This window comes from Mucilaginibacter oryzae (genome assembly GCF_003148845.1).
Classification (GTDB): Bacteria; Bacteroidota; Bacteroidia; order Sphingobacteriales; family Sphingobacteriaceae; genus Mucilaginibacter; species Mucilaginibacter oryzae.
The window spans coordinates 517835-535959 of the sequence record NZ_QGHA01000002.1 but is presented as its reverse complement, the minus strand read 5'-3'; the positions used below and the strand labels follow the sequence as shown (position 1 = coordinate 535959).

12 protein-coding genes are annotated in these 18125 nt (G+C 44.6%); 5 read left to right on the top strand and 7 right to left on the bottom strand.

Annotation, left to right across the window (positions count from 1 at the left end; all coding sequences use genetic code 11):
• Window position 1: 1 nt before the first annotated feature.
• From LX99_RS07620 to LX99_RS07600, 5 genes are read left to right on the top strand one after another with little or no spacing between them, the layout of a single operon-like run.
• The gene (locus LX99_RS07620; protein WP_109607313.1) at window positions 2-1345 is read left to right on the top strand and encodes a family 43 glycosylhydrolase; all 1344 of its coding nucleotides are present in this window, start codon (window positions 2-4) and stop codon (window positions 1343-1345) included.
• Window positions 1346-1378: 33 nt separating this feature from the next.
• Window positions 1379-2560: an endo-1,4-beta-xylanase gene (locus LX99_RS07615; protein WP_245927867.1), complete on the top strand. Its 1182-nt coding sequence runs from the start codon at window positions 1379-1381 to the stop codon at window positions 2558-2560.
• Window positions 2561-2571: 11 nt separating this feature from the next.
• Window positions 2572-4152, top strand: a complete 1581-nt coding sequence (locus tag LX99_RS07610) for a glycoside hydrolase family 43 protein (RefSeq protein WP_109607601.1) — start codon at window positions 2572-2574, stop codon at window positions 4150-4152.
• 54 nt (window positions 4153-4206) lie between these two features.
• Window positions 4207-4974, top strand: coding sequence for a hypothetical protein (locus tag LX99_RS07605; protein WP_211318973.1), 768 nt, complete (start codon window positions 4207-4209; stop codon window positions 4972-4974).
• A 19-nt stretch (window positions 4975-4993) separates the two neighbouring features.
• Window positions 4994-6442 (top strand): family 43 glycosylhydrolase, encoded by a 1449-nt coding sequence (locus LX99_RS07600; protein WP_109607312.1) that lies wholly within the window; start codon window positions 4994-4996, stop codon window positions 6440-6442.
• A 146-nt stretch (window positions 6443-6588) separates the two neighbouring features.
• On the opposite strand, the gene LX99_RS07595 is transcribed toward LX99_RS07600, so the two are convergent.
• From LX99_RS07595 to LX99_RS07565, 7 genes are all read right to left on the bottom strand, one after another.
• The gene (locus LX99_RS07595) at window positions 6589-7836 is read right to left on the bottom strand and encodes a DUF4998 domain-containing protein (protein WP_109607311.1); all 1248 of its coding nucleotides are present in this window, start codon (window positions 7834-7836) and stop codon (window positions 6589-6591) included.
• Between the two features lie 35 nt (window positions 7837-7871).
• Complete coding sequence (locus LX99_RS07590) at window positions 7872-9077, bottom strand: DUF5000 domain-containing lipoprotein (RefSeq protein ID WP_109607310.1); 1206 nt, start codon at window positions 9075-9077, stop codon at window positions 7872-7874.
• A 39-nt stretch (window positions 9078-9116) separates the two neighbouring features.
• Window positions 9117-11093: a RagB/SusD family nutrient uptake outer membrane protein gene (locus LX99_RS07585; RefSeq protein ID WP_211318972.1), complete on the bottom strand. Its 1977-nt coding sequence runs from the start codon at window positions 11091-11093 to the stop codon at window positions 9117-9119.
• Between the two features lie 20 nt (window positions 11094-11113).
• Window positions 11114-14620: a TonB-dependent receptor gene (locus LX99_RS07580; protein WP_109607309.1), complete on the bottom strand. Its 3507-nt coding sequence runs from the start codon at window positions 14618-14620 to the stop codon at window positions 11114-11116.
• A gap of 223 nt (window positions 14621-14843) precedes the next feature.
• Complete coding sequence (locus LX99_RS07575; protein ID WP_109607308.1) at window positions 14844-15989, bottom strand: FecR family protein; 1146 nt, start codon at window positions 15987-15989, stop codon at window positions 14844-14846.
• A gap of 36 nt (window positions 15990-16025) precedes the next feature.
• On the bottom strand, window positions 16026-16556 hold the full coding sequence (locus tag LX99_RS07570; RefSeq protein ID WP_022833816.1) for a sigma-70 family RNA polymerase sigma factor: 531 nt from the start codon (window positions 16554-16556) through the stop codon (window positions 16026-16028).
• A gap of 585 nt (window positions 16557-17141) precedes the next feature.
• Window positions 17142-18107 (bottom strand): glycoside hydrolase family 43 protein, encoded by a 966-nt coding sequence (locus LX99_RS07565; protein ID WP_109607307.1) that lies wholly within the window; start codon window positions 18105-18107, stop codon window positions 17142-17144.
• Window positions 18108-18125: the final 18 nt, after the last annotated feature.

The window sequence follows — 18125 nt, the reverse complement described above, 5'->3', positions numbered from 1 at the left end:
CATGAAAAATATTAAGTTTTGGCTCTTGCTATTGGTTTCGGTAACGGGCTTCGCCGGGCAATGTGACGCGCAAAACCCATTGATCAGGGACCAGTTTACAGCAGATCCATCGGCGCGTGTTTTTGGCGACCGCGTTTATGTTTATCCCTCTCATGATATCAGGGCGACTCAGGGCCACGGCCGCCCAGGTTGGTTTTGCATGGAAGATTATCATGTTTTTTCATCAGCAAACCTTACTGATTGGACCGATCATGGCATGATCATCAGTCAAACCACCGTGCCATGGGCCGAACCTACATCATACAGCATGTGGGCACCAGATTGCATTTTTCGCGATGGTAAGTATTATATGTATTTTCCTACCACTAAAAAAGGCAGCGAAAACGGACGTGGCTTTGCCATTGGCGTGGCTGTAGCCGATAAACCTTATGGCCCGTTCACCCCGCAACCCGAACCTATTGAGGGCGTACACGGCATCGATCCCAACGTTTTTATAGATAAATACGGACAGGCTTACCTGTATTGGGCACAGGGTAACCTTTATGCCGCGAAACTTAAAGATAACATGCTGGAGCTTGCATCCGCGCCTCAAATATTGACCGAATTACCTGATAAGGGATTAAAGGAAGGCCCGTATCTTTTTGAGCGTAATGGTATTTATTACCTCACCTACCCTCATGTGGCTAATAAAATTGAAAGGCTGGAATATGCTATCGCTAATAACCCGCTGGGGCCATTTAAATTTACCGGTGTGCTGATGGACGAATCAGCTTCGGGCTGCTGGACCAATCATCAATCTATCATCCGGTTTAAAAACCAATGGTACCTGTTTTATCATAATGACGACCTGTCGCCCAACTTTGATAAAAACAGGTCGATAAGATGCGACAGTCTATTTTTTAATGCAGACGGCACCATTAAAAAGGTTATCCCAACCCTGCGGGGCGTAGGAATAACTAAGGCTTCGGAAAAAATACAAATAGACAGGTATAGCGATAAGGACAGCACCGTAAACATTACGTTTATTGATACCGCAAAAAAGTTTGACGGCTGGAAAACCACTTTCAAAAGCCCCGGTAGCTGGATCCGTTATAACCGTGTTGATTTTAACGGTAAAAAATTCAGTAAAATGCAGGTAATGGCCAACGCTGCGGCCGATGCGACGATAGAATTGCGTGTTGGCAGTGCGAGCGGGAAATTACTGGCAACGGCAAACATCGTTAAAGGTAACAACTGGCAACTTGTACACAGCCGTCTCACCTCGTCCCCACCTAAAATCGCAGATCTGGTCATAGTGTTAAAAGCCGGTACCGGCATAGATATCGACTGGATAAGTTTTAAATAAATTGATTTACATCAGTAAAAATACTTTCATATAATGAAGCTTAAATCTACCGCGTTGTTAACTTCTTCGCTATCAATCATGGCGCTTGCCTTGTTTGTTTCCTTCACAAACAGGCGAATTTCAGTCCCTGATTTTGCTGAGTTTCCGGCAGCGAAACAGTCACAAAAAGCCGAAAAAGGGCTGAAAGACTATTATCGAAAATATTTTCCGATTGGTGTGGCGGTTAATACCGCGGCGCTCAGCGGGGCCGAAGCAGCGTTGATTGCAAAGGAGTTTAACAGCGTTACACCGGAAAACGATATGAAAATGGGGCCTATTCACCCGCATGAAAATGAATATAACTGGAAAAACGCCGATGCTATAGTTGCGTTTGCGCAGCAAAACCATATGAAAATAAGGGGACATAATTTGTTATGGCACGCGCAGGCACCCGCCTGGATGTTTAAGGACAGCACCGGTAAACAGGTAAGTAAAGAAGTGCTGCTGAAGCGGCTTAAAGATCATATCACTGCCGTAGTCACTCATTTTAAAGGCAAGATTTATGCCTGGGACGTGGTTAACGAGGCTGTTGACGATAAACCCGGAACTTACCTGCGCAACTCGTTATGGTACCAGATCTGCGGGGAGGATTTTATCGCCAAAGCATTTGAGTACGCGCACGAGGCAGATCCGCAGGCCGAACTTTTTTACAACGATTATAATACCGAAGTCCCATCAAAACGGGATAAGATCTGCAAATTGTTAAAGGGCCTTAAAGATGCAGGTGTACCGGTAACCGGCATAGGCCTGCAAGGGCACTGGAAGCTAAATGAACCAGGTATTGAGGAAATAACCGAAGCTATGGATAAATACGCTGCGCTTGGCTTAAAACTGCAGATCACTGAACTGGATGTTACCGTACGTACTGCTCCGCCACGCAAAACTGAAGACCAGGCACCACCGGATTCTGCTTACACCGAAACTATGGCAGTTCAGCAGGCCGAGAGGTATAAAAGTATATTCGAAATCTTCAGGAGATACAAGAAAGTTATCACGGGGGTAACTTTTTGGAACGTATCAGACAGGTACAGCTGGCTCGATTTCCGCGGCGGTGGCATTGCCGGCGGCGCGGCTGCAAGCCAGGGTATCAGCCGTAAAGTTATCAAAGCCTATCCCCTTTTGTTTGATGGTAATCTTCACCGTAAAAAGGCGTATTGGGCCGTGGTTAACTTTTAATGTTTCAGATCATGATATCCAATCAAAAAATAAAGGGATTTTTCAGAAAACTGGGCTTGATATGCCTGGCATACTGGCTGGCAACGCAGCCGGTAAACGCGCAGAAGGCGCAAAACCCTATCATCTACGCTGATGTTCCTGATATATCGATGATCAGGGTTGGCGATACTTATTATGCAAGCAGTACCACGATGCACCTGAGCCCGGGCTTACCCATCATGAAATCGAAGGACCTGGTGAACTGGCGCATAGTAAACTACGCTTACGATACGCTTGATGAAGGTGATGCCCTTCACCTGAATAACGGGTTAAACGCTTATGGCCGGGGCTCGTGGGCAAGCAGTTTGCGTTATCATAACGGTACTTTTTACGTATCTACCTTTTCGGGCACTACCAATAAAACTTATATCTACAGCACAAAAAACATTGAAAAAGGCCCATGGAAAACGACTTCATTTTCTCCTGCACTGCATGATCATTCGTTGTTTTTTGATGATGATGGCAAAACCTATATGGTTTACGGAAGCGGCAGGATCATGCTTGCCGAACTGAATGACGACCTTTCGGGCATTCGCCAGGATAAAAGGCCACAGGTAATCATCGAAAACGCAAGTGCCGCTGCCGGGCCTACTCCGGGTTTGCCTGCCGAAGGGTCGCAATTATTTAAAATTAACGGCAAATATTTCCTGTTTAACATCAGCTGGCCTAAAGGCGGGATGCGCACAGTTTTGATACACCGGTCAGACCAACTTGCGGGGCCATATGAAGGCCGGGTTGGCCTGCAGGATAAAGGAGTGGCACAAGGCGGGCTAATCACTACCCCTAAAGGCATATGGTACGCCTATTTATTTCGTGATTTCGGCGCCGTGGGAAGGGTTCCTTACCTGGTTCCGGTTACGTGGAATGAGGGCTGGCCGGTATTAGGTGATCACCACGCGCCTGATACGCTGGATTTACCCGCAAGCCAGGGCCTGATCCCCCACTTAGTATCTTCAGATGATTTTAGCCGGAAGAGCGGAGAACCCGAATTGCCGCTGGTATGGCAATGGAACCACAATCCGGAAAACAGTTTGTGGTCGCTAAAAAGCCGACCCGGTTACCTGAGGTTAACCACCGGGCGGTTGGACAGTACGCTGCTAACCGCACGTAACACCCTCACGCAGCGAACCATCGGCCCGGAGTGCTCCGGAACAACGCTGGTTGATGTTGCGAATATGAAAGATGGCGACTTTGCCGGTTTGGTTTTACTGCAGCAAAAATATGGATTCGTGGGTGTTAAATCTGATAACGGATCCAAATGGCTCGTGATGTATAACGCGCAAGCCGGACCGGCTACAGAAGCAGCCCGGATCCCGTTGAAACAATCAACAATTTACCTTAAGGCAAGCTGTGATTTTAAGAACCGGGCAGACAAAGCTTATTTCTTTTACAGCCTCGACGGGCAAAAATGGGAGTCTATCGGTACGCCGCTGCAAATGGTATATACGCTCCCCCATTTTATGGGATACCGCTTCGGCCTGTTCAATTATGCAACCATGCAACCGGGCGGCTACGTGGATTTTGATTTTTTTCATATCAGTAACACCCTGTAAAAAGGGCATGCACCTCACGGGCTACTATTTGACATTAATTACAGATAACCAACCATGAAAAAAAAGTTATTGCTCTTAACCGCCTTATACTTCAGCGCTTTGGGCAACGCGCAGTCGCAAAATCGCCTTACTTCAAATCCTGCCAAAGTTGCACCGGGCCAGCCTGCCGCGCAAAGCGGCAAAGCAGCTGACAAAGCGGGAAGAGACACTACGGCAAGCCTTGCCCCCTATTTTACACAGGCTACCGCGTTGACAAACACGCCGGATGCCGAAGGATTTATCCGCCGCTGGCTGTTGTTGGAACCTATTAATAAGCCCAACCGCAGCAACACCGTATTTACCGACAGCTACCTCCGCGACACGTTTACAACAACCTATTTTCCAAATCAATTTACCACCATCCCTAAAAACGGCGATAAAGTAAAGGTTGATAGCCAGGAGTTGACATGGCATGCGCTGGAGAGCAGCAATTTTAATGTTAAACTTTTCCGGTTTGCATCCGGCTTGAAAAAAAACACTTACGGCGTTTTGTTTTGGGCGGTAACTATTGTTAACAGCCCGCGCGAAGTGAAAAATGTAAGGATGGCGGCAGGATCAAATTCAGGATCGATGTGGTGGTTAAACGGAAGGGAAGCCGTGCTGCTATCGGGAGACAGGCGGATGGTAATGGACGACTGCGTATCGCCCCGTCTTACCATTAACAAAGGGAAAAACATTATACGCGGCGCAGTGATCAACGGTCCCGGAATGAGCGATTTCTGCATCCGTTTTATTGATGAAAAAGGGATGCCTGTAAAAGACCTTACAATTAGTTACAAATAAATTGATTGATCATATCATTATGAACCTTATTACCAAAATAACCGGCGCAACAGCGTTGTTTTTAATATTTACAACCGTAAAGGTGGGTGCGCAAGCGGGGAAACCATTTATCCACGACCCGTCGACCATTATGTTATGTGATGGTAAATATTATACTTTCGGTACGTTTGGCGGTGGCCTGATATCTGAAGATGGCTGGACATGGAACAGCGGCGGCGTACGGCCAGGCGGCGGTGCCGCGCCTGATGTGGTAAAAATAGGCGACCGTTACCTGATTGCCTACGGTGCCACCGGCGGCGGTTTAGGTGGCGGTCATAACGGCAGGATCCTTACCATGTGGAATAAAACCCTCGATCCAACCTCGCCCGATTTTAAGTACTCCGAGGCAGTGGTGGTAGCTTCATCTGATGGCACGGAAGATAACGATGCCATTGACCCCGGGCTTCTTCTTGACCCAACTTCGGGACGGCTATGGCTGTCATACGGCACCTACTTTGGGTTTATACGCCTTGTGGAGCTTGATCCTAAAACAGGCAAACGGGTAAAAGGAAATAAACCCATCAATATCGCTATTGATTGTGAGGCTACAGACCTCATGTACCAGGATGGCTGGTATTACCTGCTTGGCACCCACGGCACCTGCTGCGACGGCCCTAACTCCACCTACAATATTGTGGTTGGCCGTTCAAGAAAGATAACCGGCCCCTATCTTGATAACATGGGTCGTGATATGTTAAAAGGCGGCGGTAAAATGGTACTCGCGGGCGGCAAAAAGCTAATCGGGCCGGGACACTTTGGCCGCATTGTGCTGGGCGAGGGCGTTCAGAAAATGTCATGCCATTATGAAGCCGACTTAGACCGGGGCGCGCGCAGCGTATTAGGGATCCGCCCCTTGCTCTGGAAAAACGGGTGGCCTGTTGCAGGCGCGATCTTTAAAGAAGGCACTTACCAGATCACCTCCGAAAGAAGAGGCTACGCCCTTGAATTGGCAGTTGATTTTGTGCGGATGCCGGGTGGGATGAGATTTGTACGCAATAATGACGAACCTGTAAAAACTGTTCCGCCGCAGGAATTAGCAGACGTAATTAGTACCTGGCCGAACGGAGATATCGGCGTAAGAATAGGAGATTACCTGTCGCGTCCGCACCAAAAATGGACAATTACAGCCGTACCGGATGCGGGGGGCTACTTCGGCAGTCCGTACTACAAAATAACTATCGCTGGCACCGACAGGGTATTAGCCGCGACAGCAGAAGCTGAGGTAATAACAGTTCCGGCATTTACCGGCGCGCCCGAACAATTATGGCGGATAGATCAGTTAACTGATGGCACTTACAGGATTATGCCTAAAGTTGTGCCAAACTCATCTGAGCAGCTGGCTTTGGTAGCTGCCGGAGACAGCACGCCAACGCTTGCAAAATTTGATATGCGGAGTGATAATTCAAAGTGGACCTTTAATGTTGATTGATTCATTGCTCTTCCATTAAACCGCGTTAATAGTCGGCACCACCTAAACAAGCAAAAACCCGGCGATAACAACACCTCATTTAAAGTTAGGTAGTTATCGCCGGGAGTTGATAGCAATCCTGGTGAATTGCTCTTATTGTCTATCCCTTAGTTTTTATACAACTTAATATTGAACACTGTAAAATAACTACCAGGATTACCTTTGCCAACGATATTGCCCAGGAAACCTATTGACACCACCTGCGGCGAAGAAAGGGTAAATGTAAAGGATTTTACCTCGCGTGAGTTTGGACTGGTAGCACCAACATTTGCTCCGTTAAACATGTTTATATATCCTAAAGCGGTTGAAAGTTGGTCAAGCACCGGGATGCCGTTACCACCCGCCGCGGCTACGCAATAAACCGAAGAGTTTGATTGCACTTCAGAATACGCATCAAACGAAACAATGTAAGTTCCGGCAGGCAGCGGCGATGATGTGGCCTGGTAAACTATCCCATTTACAACCGGGGTGTTATTCCAGGTTTCCCAGTTAATGGTTCCTCCGCCATCAGAGCTGTAACCGCCGTTGGTACCGCCATCCTTATTTTTGGCCGCAGCGTTGGTTACCCATGGGGCGGCAAGCGTTCCCCAGCGGCCATCAAAGCTACTCCTCTGGAAAGGCCCTGTATTTGAAAGATAAATACTTGTTACCTCTGCCTTAACACTATGGTCCTGGTAGTCTGCATAAAAAGTATCAATAGCTGTTTTATTAGGCTTAAATGCTGTACGGTAAGTAATTACGCTACCTGCTTTAAATCTTGGCAATGAAGTACTCAAGTTTGCAGGTACTGAAGTAATCAACGTATCGTGCTGTTTGTTGGATACGTCAGTATACTTAATCTCCATAGAAAGTAACCCGTCATCCGCATTCACATCAGCCCAGTTAATTAAAGCAGATCCATCCGGCTGAAGTTCGGCCTTGGCTATCCCCCGGTTAATGAGCGAGCTTTGGTATAAGCTGCCATACACGTTACCGGCCAAAGTAACGGGAACCGATATGTGCCCTTCATTATCATACGTACGCACCTCGAAGCTCATAACCCCTTCGGGCAAATCATTGATAAACAGTTTGGCGGTATCAACACCTGCCGTGCGGGTTACCGGGGTAACTATCGAATCCTGCTTGCTGTTCCAATACACCGTATATTTTACAATTTTGGGGTCGGATGTAAAAAGCCCGGTAAGCAATACCCTGTTCCTGCCCGAAAAAATCTGTACCGAATCAAGCTTACCCGGGTATTTGATTGGGCCGTTGGGCTCATATTTCTTTTTAAAATCATCCATTTTAGTGCAGGAGCCCATGATCAGCGCCGCCGCTATCAACAGATAGTATGATGTTATTTTGTATAGTTTCATAATAATAATTGAATTGATGAATACTTCCGCCCCTGCTATTTTCCAAAAAGGGTAAACTCGCTAATACTCATAAAATACGAGCCGGTCCAGTTCCTTAAACTCCTGATCCTGATATACCTGTAAGCGCTTAGTCCTGCCGGGAAATCAAAGCCCCAGCCGTCGTGGGCGTATTTATAGTCCGCAGCTGTTTCTGTGCCCGATGGCGATCCGGATGGCTTCACCACGTTACAGGTTATCAGCTTAGTCCATGAAGCGTCAAGAGCGCCGTTTACGTTTGGCGAATTGGAACCCCAGATTTCAAAATCACGTAAATTACCGCGCACATAATACACGTTCCCGATCTCGATAAAAGGGTTCATGATAAAACGGCTGAAAACGCGGGGCTTGCCCAGATCGATAGTTACCATTTGAGGGCTGCCGGCACTCTCAACGGTAAAGAGACAGTTAGGCCAGCCACCTGTAAAATTACCGTCGAAAATTTTGGTTACATCGGTATAAGAATACAGGTTGGTAGCATCGCCGGGCAAAGCATAAACAGACCAATCCTGCTTTGAAAACTGCTCTTCATAAAACGGCGTAAGCTTCATAAACAAAGTATCAGATTTGTTTAAGAACCTGTCGCGTACAAAAAACGCATATTTCCGCTCCACTGCCGGTTGCCCCCTTACTGCTGCCTTTATTATAGCACTGTTGCTGTAAATATTATCCATGCCCGTTGGCTGTACATACTGCCCGTTGTTGGCGGTATCAACCATAGGTACAATAGCAAGGTTATCTTTTGTATCGTTATTACAGGTAACGTTAAAACCACCGAAAGTAGCCGTTATTTTAAGCGACCGGAATGCCAGTATAAATGGTGGCGTTAAGGGATTTACGGTAACAGTAACCGGTGCCGACACCTTTTCGCTTGAGTTTACAGCGTATAACTTCACCACATGTGCAAGCGTATCGGCAAAACCGTCAACCGTTAAGTTATTGGTGTAATGCGAGGCAATAACTTCACGTGTTTTGCCGGGCGAGGTTTCATAAACAGCCTTTACGTAAAAAAGATCGTTATCCCCGGGCAGCGTATAAGTTAAGGTAGCCTGGCCGTTAAGGTTTTGTACCTGGACATTACTAACAACCCCCGGACCGCTATTATTGGTTATAGTTGGTTTATTGAGCGTTTCCTGCTTGCAACCGGCTGTTACTATCATTAATAGTACAATGTGCAGGGCAGCTTGTATTTTGCTAAGTTTCATGTTAATTTTTTTTGTGTTCAACATCGTGTTCACCGGCTTTTACCAGTTAGGGTTTTGTACCAGGTTCTGATTAACCAAAAGGTCATTTTCCTGTATCGGCCATAAATAATCGCGCGGTACTACAAAATGCCGCGAAAATATAGTGCGTTCACGGTAATACAGATCGGGCGAATTTTCATTTATCGACCAGCCAGTTACGTTGCCGTTAAGTTCGATGCCGGCTGTTTTCCAGCGCAGCAGGTCCCAGAAACGGTGCCCTTCAAAGCAAAGTTCCACGGCACGTTCCCGCTGAATGATTGACCGCATCCCTTCCTTGGTAGTATACTTTGTTGGGTTTATGCTGTAATTAGACCATGAATCCTGCACGGTAGGCAATCCTGCCCTTGCCCTGATCTTGTTAACATAAGTGTAAACATCGGCAACCGGGCCCTGCGCTTCGTTTAAGGCTTCGGCATAAAGCAGATACAGGTCTGAAAGCCTCATCTCCGGCCATGGATAGTTGATATAAGTTACCGTTGCCCATTCATAATGCCAGTTAAGCGCCTTTTTCATATAAAAACCAGCGATAGGTATAGGCGATGATTGGCCTACTTCAGCACCGCGCGCCTTCATCCACCAGGTATCCTCATCAGTTCTTGAAGGGCTGTTAGCCATGTACCACACACCACGGTCAAAGCCAAGATCGGCATAATAGCGGGGTTCGCGGTCAAAATTAAGGCGGGCAGTTGTTTCACCCTCTTTTATGTTAAACCTATCCGCATGCGTACCTACGCGCAGTTCTGCAATGTTACTGAAATCAAGCGTTTTGTCTTCATTAATGGGTACACCGTTTTTGGTGTAGAACAATTTGGCCATTTTTATGGTAGGGCCGAGCAACGGGCGGTTTGCCGATTTTGCCGCATCTGCATTATTGAAATCATACTGGCCGGCACACATCGACTGGAAAAATGAATTATAGCCGATATTATTATTGGCCGTTAATCCCCAGATCAGCTCACTATTCCATTTTTCGCTCATGGCATTCCTGATGCTCATTTGCGTCATGGTGGTTTGACTTAATGGATTAGTTGGCGTAGGAAAGGTATACAGTTGTATATTTTGCGACTCACAAAAATCAATGGCCACTTTACATGCGTCAGCTGCCTTTTGCCATTTCTCAGCACTGTAAGCAGAATTAAATAGTAATTCGCCGTCCTTATTTTTAAATGAACTATAGTCCGGGTTACCGTTAAAAAGCGGGCTGGCTGCTGTTACCAGTAATTTAGCCTTCATACTTAAGGCGGCAGCTTTGGTAACACGGCCAAGTTCGCTGCCCTCGTTCCTGATGGTTAGGGGGAGTTTAGCGGCGGCCTGGTCATATAACCCCGCTATATAGTTCACCACCTCATCAACCGGGCGGCGTTTCACCCTTATCTGATCTATAGGCGCGTCAATAGGCAGGTTTTTGTCAATAATAGGAATCGGTCCGTAAGCGCGAAATAACTGAAAATGATAAAAGGCTTTCAAAAACTGCGCCTCAGCAATCCATCGCTCGCGGGTATCAATATCAAGGTCGCGCACTTTAGTCTGGTCGCTTACATTTTCAATAAAAACATTACAATCGCGTATAGCCTTGTAGTTAGATACGGCGTCCCTGGTACCGTTCATGTAATTAGCAATAGGGTCGGAAGAGTTTTGAAAGCCCCGTGGTAACTGGAGCACGTTTGTTGACCGGATATGGTTTGCCGGATCTTCTACCCAAACTTCGTCGCTCGCCGTTAAGCCTACGTTAAAGGTAGGATCGGTTTCTATCGGCAGGTAGGAATAGCATGTAAACAGATATTTCTCGGCTTCCGTTTTAGAAACAAAGGCGTTGGCTATTGTTGATACGTTGTCAGGAACTACATCCAGAAATGATTTTTTGCAGGATGATACCGGTGCAAGCATGATTAAACCCATCACTGTAAGGGCGATATTCCCTTTTGATGTGCCGCCCGATACCAACCGCTTAATATTTTTTATAAAATTAGTTTTCATATAACTGATTTTGAAAGCTTTTAAAATTCTACCCTTAAACCCACGTTAAACACTTTTTGAATTGGATAGCCCAATCCTGATGTTCCCATTTCCGGATCCCAAAGTTTAAAACTGCTCAGGGTTAGCAGGTTCAAGCCGTTCAAATAAATGCGTGCGCTGTTCAGGTGCAGGCTCCTAAGCTGTTTTTTGTTAAAATTATATCCAAGCTCTGCGGATTTTAGGCGAACAAATGAGCCGTTACGCAACCACCAGGTTGAAGTTGGTGATGAAATCGTTTGACTGTTATTAGCCTGTATTTTGGTGCTTAAGCGAGGCCAAAACGCATAAGGATTGCGATTGTCTTCCGACCAATGGTCATTAGCGATTGAGCTAAGCAGGCCACTTTGATTACCAGTGTTAAGCCCATTATTTTGTAATCCGTTTACCAGGTAAAAAGGAGAAATATCTGCAGAATTGATCACGAATGACGAGCGTGCCGAACCCTGGAAGAACGCGCTGATATCAAAATTCTTGTAACCAAAAGAGAAACCAAAACCGTAAATGATTTCGGGAACCTGCGGATAACCTATTGGCACCACATCCGAACTGGTTATTTTCCCATCGCCATTCATATCCCGGTATTTGATATCACCGGCTTTATAGTCGCCAAAACTTTGTACAGGCGAGTTGGCCACATCTTTATCATCGATAAAAAGACGCTCGGCAAGAAGGCCATAAATCTGACTTAACGAGTTTCCAACCTTGCTCAGGTATTTCAGATTATCGGGATAAACAGGCTCCTCGTTTTTCAATAATTTACTTTTGGCATAAGTAAGCGTACCGCGCGATTGAACCCAAAAAGAATTATTGAAGCTTTTTTTATAGTCCATGGCTATGTCAATGCCCTTGCTTGACGATTTACCTGCATTTGCAGAAATATCGGCCTGTAACCCCATTGAAGTAGGTATGGTACTACGTACCATCAGGATGTTATCACGGTTTTGCTGATAAGCATCTACGGTTAAAGTGAAGTTTTTAGCAACCGTTAAATCCATACCGATATTGGTCTGCCTTGACTGTTCCCAGGTAATGTTTTTGTTTTCGTAGCGATAGGTAATTACACCAGGCCTGCTATAACTATAGTTAGTACCAAATTGTCCATTAGATCCATTGTCTAACCTCACGTCAGACAGATAAAAAAAACGGTCATTGGCCGAACCGATCTGATCGTTACCTACTAAACCGTATGTAAACCTCAATTTAAGGTTATCAATAGTTGATAATAACGGCTCGAAAAACTTCTCGTTGGATATTACCCATCCTGCGCCGACAGAAGGAAAAAACCCGAAGCGGTGATTACTCGCAAAACGTTCGGAGCCGTTATATCCAAAGTTGAATTCAACAAGATAACGATTGTCGTATCCATAAGTAAACCTGCCGGATACGCCCTGGTTACGCGATGGCAAAGATAATTGGAGCGTTGGTGCGTTAGCCGTCAGATAGTTTCGCATGGTACCGATAAGCAATCCGCTAACTGCATGTTTTTGCCCAAAGGTACGATTGTAATTTATCGCAGCCTCAATGTATGTAGTTGAGTTGGAGACACTGCCACCAGGATTGTAAGTTAAATACTCTGTTGGCGGAGTGCCGATACTACCTGTTTCTCCGCTGTTAAGTAAACTTAGCCCACTGAATTGACCGTTAAGCACGTTTGATTTGTAGTAGTATGGGCTATATTGGCGCGAAATGGTAAAATATGAATAACGTGTTGTATAAGCCATTACTCTCGAGGATAAACCCTGAGTAATAAAATCAAGCTTTTGATTCAAGTTTATTTGCGCGGTTAGCGTACTTGTATTGGAAGTTTGATAACCAGACAAGGATTGCGCGTATGGGTTCATATACAAACCGCCCCCTGGTATAATTGCATTACCGAAAAGAGGGTGGTTTGCATAAGGTAAAAGGCTGCCCGGATAAATAGCCGGAAAAGCTACAGGGTTGCTCCAAAGAGCATTTAAAAAGGTATAACCGCCACCATTGATAGGACCGTGATAACCATCAAACAGACCTTTTAAGCTCACTACTGCCTCGGTTGTTTTGGTGAGGTTTAAGGTGATATTTGATAAAATGGAGTACGACTGTAATTTAATATTGTTACTGAAATTATTCAAGCTGTTTTCAGCGAGGTTGCCATTATCAATATTGTAGGTCATGGCGAGGTAGTACTTCGCTTTTTCCGTTCCTCCGCTGGCATTCATGTTAAATCGCTGATTGTTTGTTTTGGTTTTTATCAGCTGCTTGATCCAGTTATTGCTCGGGTAAAGCAATGGGTCATCGCCTTTAGCCGTATGGTCTATCTTATTTTGCGAATAAGGGAGAACACCAAGTGGGTCACGGGTTAACACGGCCTCGTTAGCCAGTGTCATATAGGTGATATTATCGGCAAGGTCAATGTTCTTGATATTTGACGAGGTTGAATTTTCACCACGGATATTAAACTTCACTGCGCCAACGTCGCCTCGTTTTGTGGTTACCAATATAACGCCGTTAGCGCCCCTGGCACCGTAAAGCGATGAAGCGGTAGCATCTTTCAATACCGAAAACCCCGATATGTCATCCGGCTGCAGCCTAGCCAGGTCGGTAGTGCCTGATTCAATACCGTCAATCAGTATTAGCGGGTCAACTTTACCGGCCCCGAACGTTCCAACGCCCCTGATAAAAAACTGGGCGTTATCTGCACCCGGTTCACCACTTCGCTGGTACGAGATCATGCCCGGTACAACACCGGCCAACATGGTTGTAAGGTTACTTGATGGGCCTTTTAACTGTTTCGGGTTAACCGTAGTGATAGAACTTACCAGGCTCGTTTTTTTCTGCGTACCATAGGCAACCACCGCAACCTCTTCAAGCGCGTTTTTGTCGGCTCCCATTTGTACGTCAATTTTATAAACGCCCGCTGCTGATACCGGGTAATTAGCCAGATCAAACTCCTGCGATTTTGACCCTACAAATGAAAAAACGATGATCGTGCTACTGCCCTCTTTTAAGCTCAGGCTGTATCTGCCATCAATGTCTGATTGTGTTCCGTTTGTGGTTCCTTTAACTTTAACACTTACACCTGGTAAAGTAAGGCCTTTATCATCGGTAACAACACCCTGTACTTTTTTAGGTACTACGGCTTTTGCAGGTTCCTTTTTTGGCGGAGCGACGACGGGCGCGGGTTCATTGCTCTTTTCAATTACAATAAGTTGATCGCGTACAGCATAGTTAAGGTCTTTTCCTTTTAATAGTACGCCAAACACTTCTTTTAAACCGGCTTTGTTAAAATCTACAGAAACAACTTCCTTGTCGTTAAGTAGATTATTACTGTAAAAAACAGTTAAACCGGTTTGCTTTTTAATTGATTTGAATACGTCGGCTAAACTGATATTAGCCTTTTTGAGTGTAATTGGGGCCGTTACCTGTGCGTGCACAGCCGAGTACCGGGTTACCAATAAAAGAAAAATAAAGGGCAGTATGAGCCGCCGGCTAAATAAAATTCTATCCATATTACTGGGTTTATGATTGGTTTTCTTTAAGACCGGATAGTGATGAAACGGGTGAACGAAGAGCTAAAAAAAATGTTTTTTCAATAAAAAAATCCACAAATAAATGAATATCAGAAAGTTAAAAATTCATAAATGTAAATTTCCATGGCGACAACCAAACACCCCGGTAGCAAGCCGGATGATAATATTGAAAAATAAGTATTGGGTTAATTGAGGGTGGTTGTTACCTGATGTGCAGCACCCCGTTTTTAAGCACAGCGTCAACACCGGCAGATGCTTTTATATTCTGAATAAAAACATCAACTGGTTTGTTTTTTTCAATAGCCCCGCTAAAAGCCTCATCAGCTTTTGCCGGGTTATCAAAAACAACATCCACATCAAACCAGCGAAGTAATACATCGCTGATTTCATGAAGCCGGGTGTTATGAAAGTAATAAATATCCTTCATCCATGCCAGTTCAACGGTGGGATCAAATGGCTGGGTATCAAAGCCCGCAGCATCAGTATATATGGCCTGATAACCGGGCTGTAATAGCGTTTTTTGCTTATGCCTGCCGCTGGTTGACACTGAGCCTTCCACCAGTGAGGTTATTGTTTTATCAAGCTGGTAAGTGTTCACATTAAACTCGGTACCTAAAACCTTTACATCGGTTTGGCTGGTGTGCACTATAAAAGGCATCGAAGCGTTTTTAGCTACTTTAAAAAAAGCTTCGCCGGTTAAATAAACATCCCTGGTTTTGCCTGAAAATGCAAAGGGGAAGCGCAAACTCGATAAAGAATTTAGCCATACCTTGGTGCCATCTGATAAAACTATCCGGTAATTTAATTTTGAGGGGATAACAAGCGTACTCCACTCGTCTGTTTTAGCGTTATTGAGCTGATAGCTTAACCCGTTGGCTCCTTTGGTCAGGTTCGCGAAGGGTACACTAACCGTTTTTTTATTGGTATCTGAAAGATCAATATGTTGACCGTTAGCCATCCTTAATTCTATTGCGGGGGCTTTAATATTATTTTTGGCTATGACGGTATTTTTAACCGGCACTGAACGCCAGTAGTACCCAGCGGTGAAGGCAACACACAACAACGCGGCCATAGATAACCATTTAGCGATGGGCAGCCTGCGGGAAGCTTTAGGCAGAGGTGAAGTTATTTGGGGCGATACCTTGTTCCAGGCCTTATTTTCATCGATTGCATTAAAAAAGCTTTGTGCCTGATCAGATGACAGTGTATGCTGCATTTCGTCCCAAAGCTGTTTAACCCGCGAATCATTTTGTATAGCATCTGTAAGCAAATGGCTTTCCTCCTCACTGATCGTGCCGGCTACTTGTTCAATTATTAGTTCCTGAAAATACGCTTTATTGTATGTCATTATTTGTGAGACCTCATTTTATAAAAAAGGGTGAACTTATTTGGCACTTTTTATTCCTGCTTTTAAAGTTTTTACGGCCAGTTTTAAATGAGTTTTTAACGAATTTATACTAATGCCCATTTCATAGGCAGCATCTTTATACCTTTTATTTTCATAATGAACCAGAGTAAAGGCCTGCATCCGCTGCATGGACAGATCTGCCAGTAATTTGTCCGGAAAAATTTCCGGTATGTGCGTTTCTTCCTCCTCCACTTCTGTAAGGGTATATTTATAATCAACCAGGCTCTTTTGGGTTCGTGTTTCACTTTCAACTTTTTTAAGGCATCGGTTTCGCACAGCCGTAGTCATGTAAGCTTTTAACGATGAATTGATGTTGTTAAACAACTGCGCTTCCCAAAGATCGACAAAAAAACCCTGAACCGTGTCTTCAGCTTCCATTTCATCCCGCAAAATATAATAGGCTGATACGTTAAGCAATTTGTAGTATTTTTTAAATAATGCTTCAAAGGCCTCCTTGTTGCCTGCTTTTAATTGCTCAATAATTTGAGAATCGTTCAAAACTTCCATGAATTGGTCTTAACTGGTTTATAACTAAATAGGATGGGCTATTTAAAATCTAAATGTAAATATTTTTATTGTCAAAACAACAATTAATAAAATTATTTATCAACCAGTATAAAATTATGCAGAAAGTCCATTCTCCATCATAAAATCAAGGTTTTTAACCTAATAAACAAGCTAAACTATTTGACAATCAGTATCTCTAATTTGCAACCAAGCTATTATTATTAACGTAACAATTACACTTAAAAGCTACTGTGAATTATTTTGGGCCTTAGCAGAACATAAAAATGCCACTCCCAACGTAGAACATGTTTAATCGGGCTAAACATAAATCCGGCCGGTTTGAGGCTGTACGCTAACGTAAATCCGTGTAATATTTGATGGTAAAAAATGGTGTAGGTATAGGGCAGAAAAAGAGTATGCCCAATTTGGAAAGAAAAAAGGGACGCATCTTAAATGATAACATCCCTTTCGATTGGTTTTTATAGCAAGCTAAATGCTTAAAGGTTGCCGGTGCCTCAAAAGGCAATTTTTTTAAGTTTAAGGAGTCCAATCTAATTTTAAAAACTTTTTAAGTGATCTGCATTATTACTCAGACTTACCCCATTTTGCCTTTAATACGGCAGCTTCTTTTTCCGTGATGGGCATAACCGTACCATGACGTGGATGGAAATCCATAGATACCTCATCGTCGATCAGCTTGAAATTTTCAAGATCGGTAGTGCGGGTGAACTGGTACTTACCCTGGGTATACATATCATACATTAAAATGTAACCACTGCCATCATTCAACTTAAAGGTCCCGGCACCTTCCACCGGATCTTTGGTTTGCTGAACATACTTGTCGCGCAGCACATATCCCGAGGTTAACTTATCCGACACCGCTATTTTTATACCGGCACCTGAACCCTCTGTCTTGAAAAAGAGATAGTATTTTTTGTCTTTATAAACAATGTCGCCATCAATGCAGGCTCCGCCGTCAGGTTTAAAAAAAAGCTGTTTAGGTTCGGTTTCCAGGCCTGTAAAGTCCTTGTTTGCATAAGCATAATAGATTTTATCGGCTTCCTCACCAAAACGCATCGACCAATAGATCATATACTTTTTCACCTTCGGATCATAAATGGTTTGCGGTGCCCATACTCTGTTTACACCATCAAACTTTTTGAAGGTTTTGGTGATATCGATAGTTTTAGATGTCCAATGTATCAAATCGGTTGACTTTAGGAGCACCATCGATGAATCGGGCCCCCAGCCAAACTTTTCGGTATTCATATCCGTGGCTACCATGTAAAATGTTTTACCATCCGCAGCCCGCATGATATGCGGATCCCTTACACCGCCTGTGGCGCTGATTTCGGCCGAATTGATTACCGGCTGGTTGTTGTTTAACGCACGGAAATGATAGCCGTCATTACTCAAGGCGAAACGGATGGCTTCACCGCCTTTATCGCCGGTAAAATAAGTAAAAAGATAAGCGCTGAATTTTTGCGAAGGCTGCGCAAAAAGCGTTGTGCAGAAACCAATTAAAAGGCCCAGTAAAAGTGTTTTTTTCATGTATATAGGTTGTTTTTA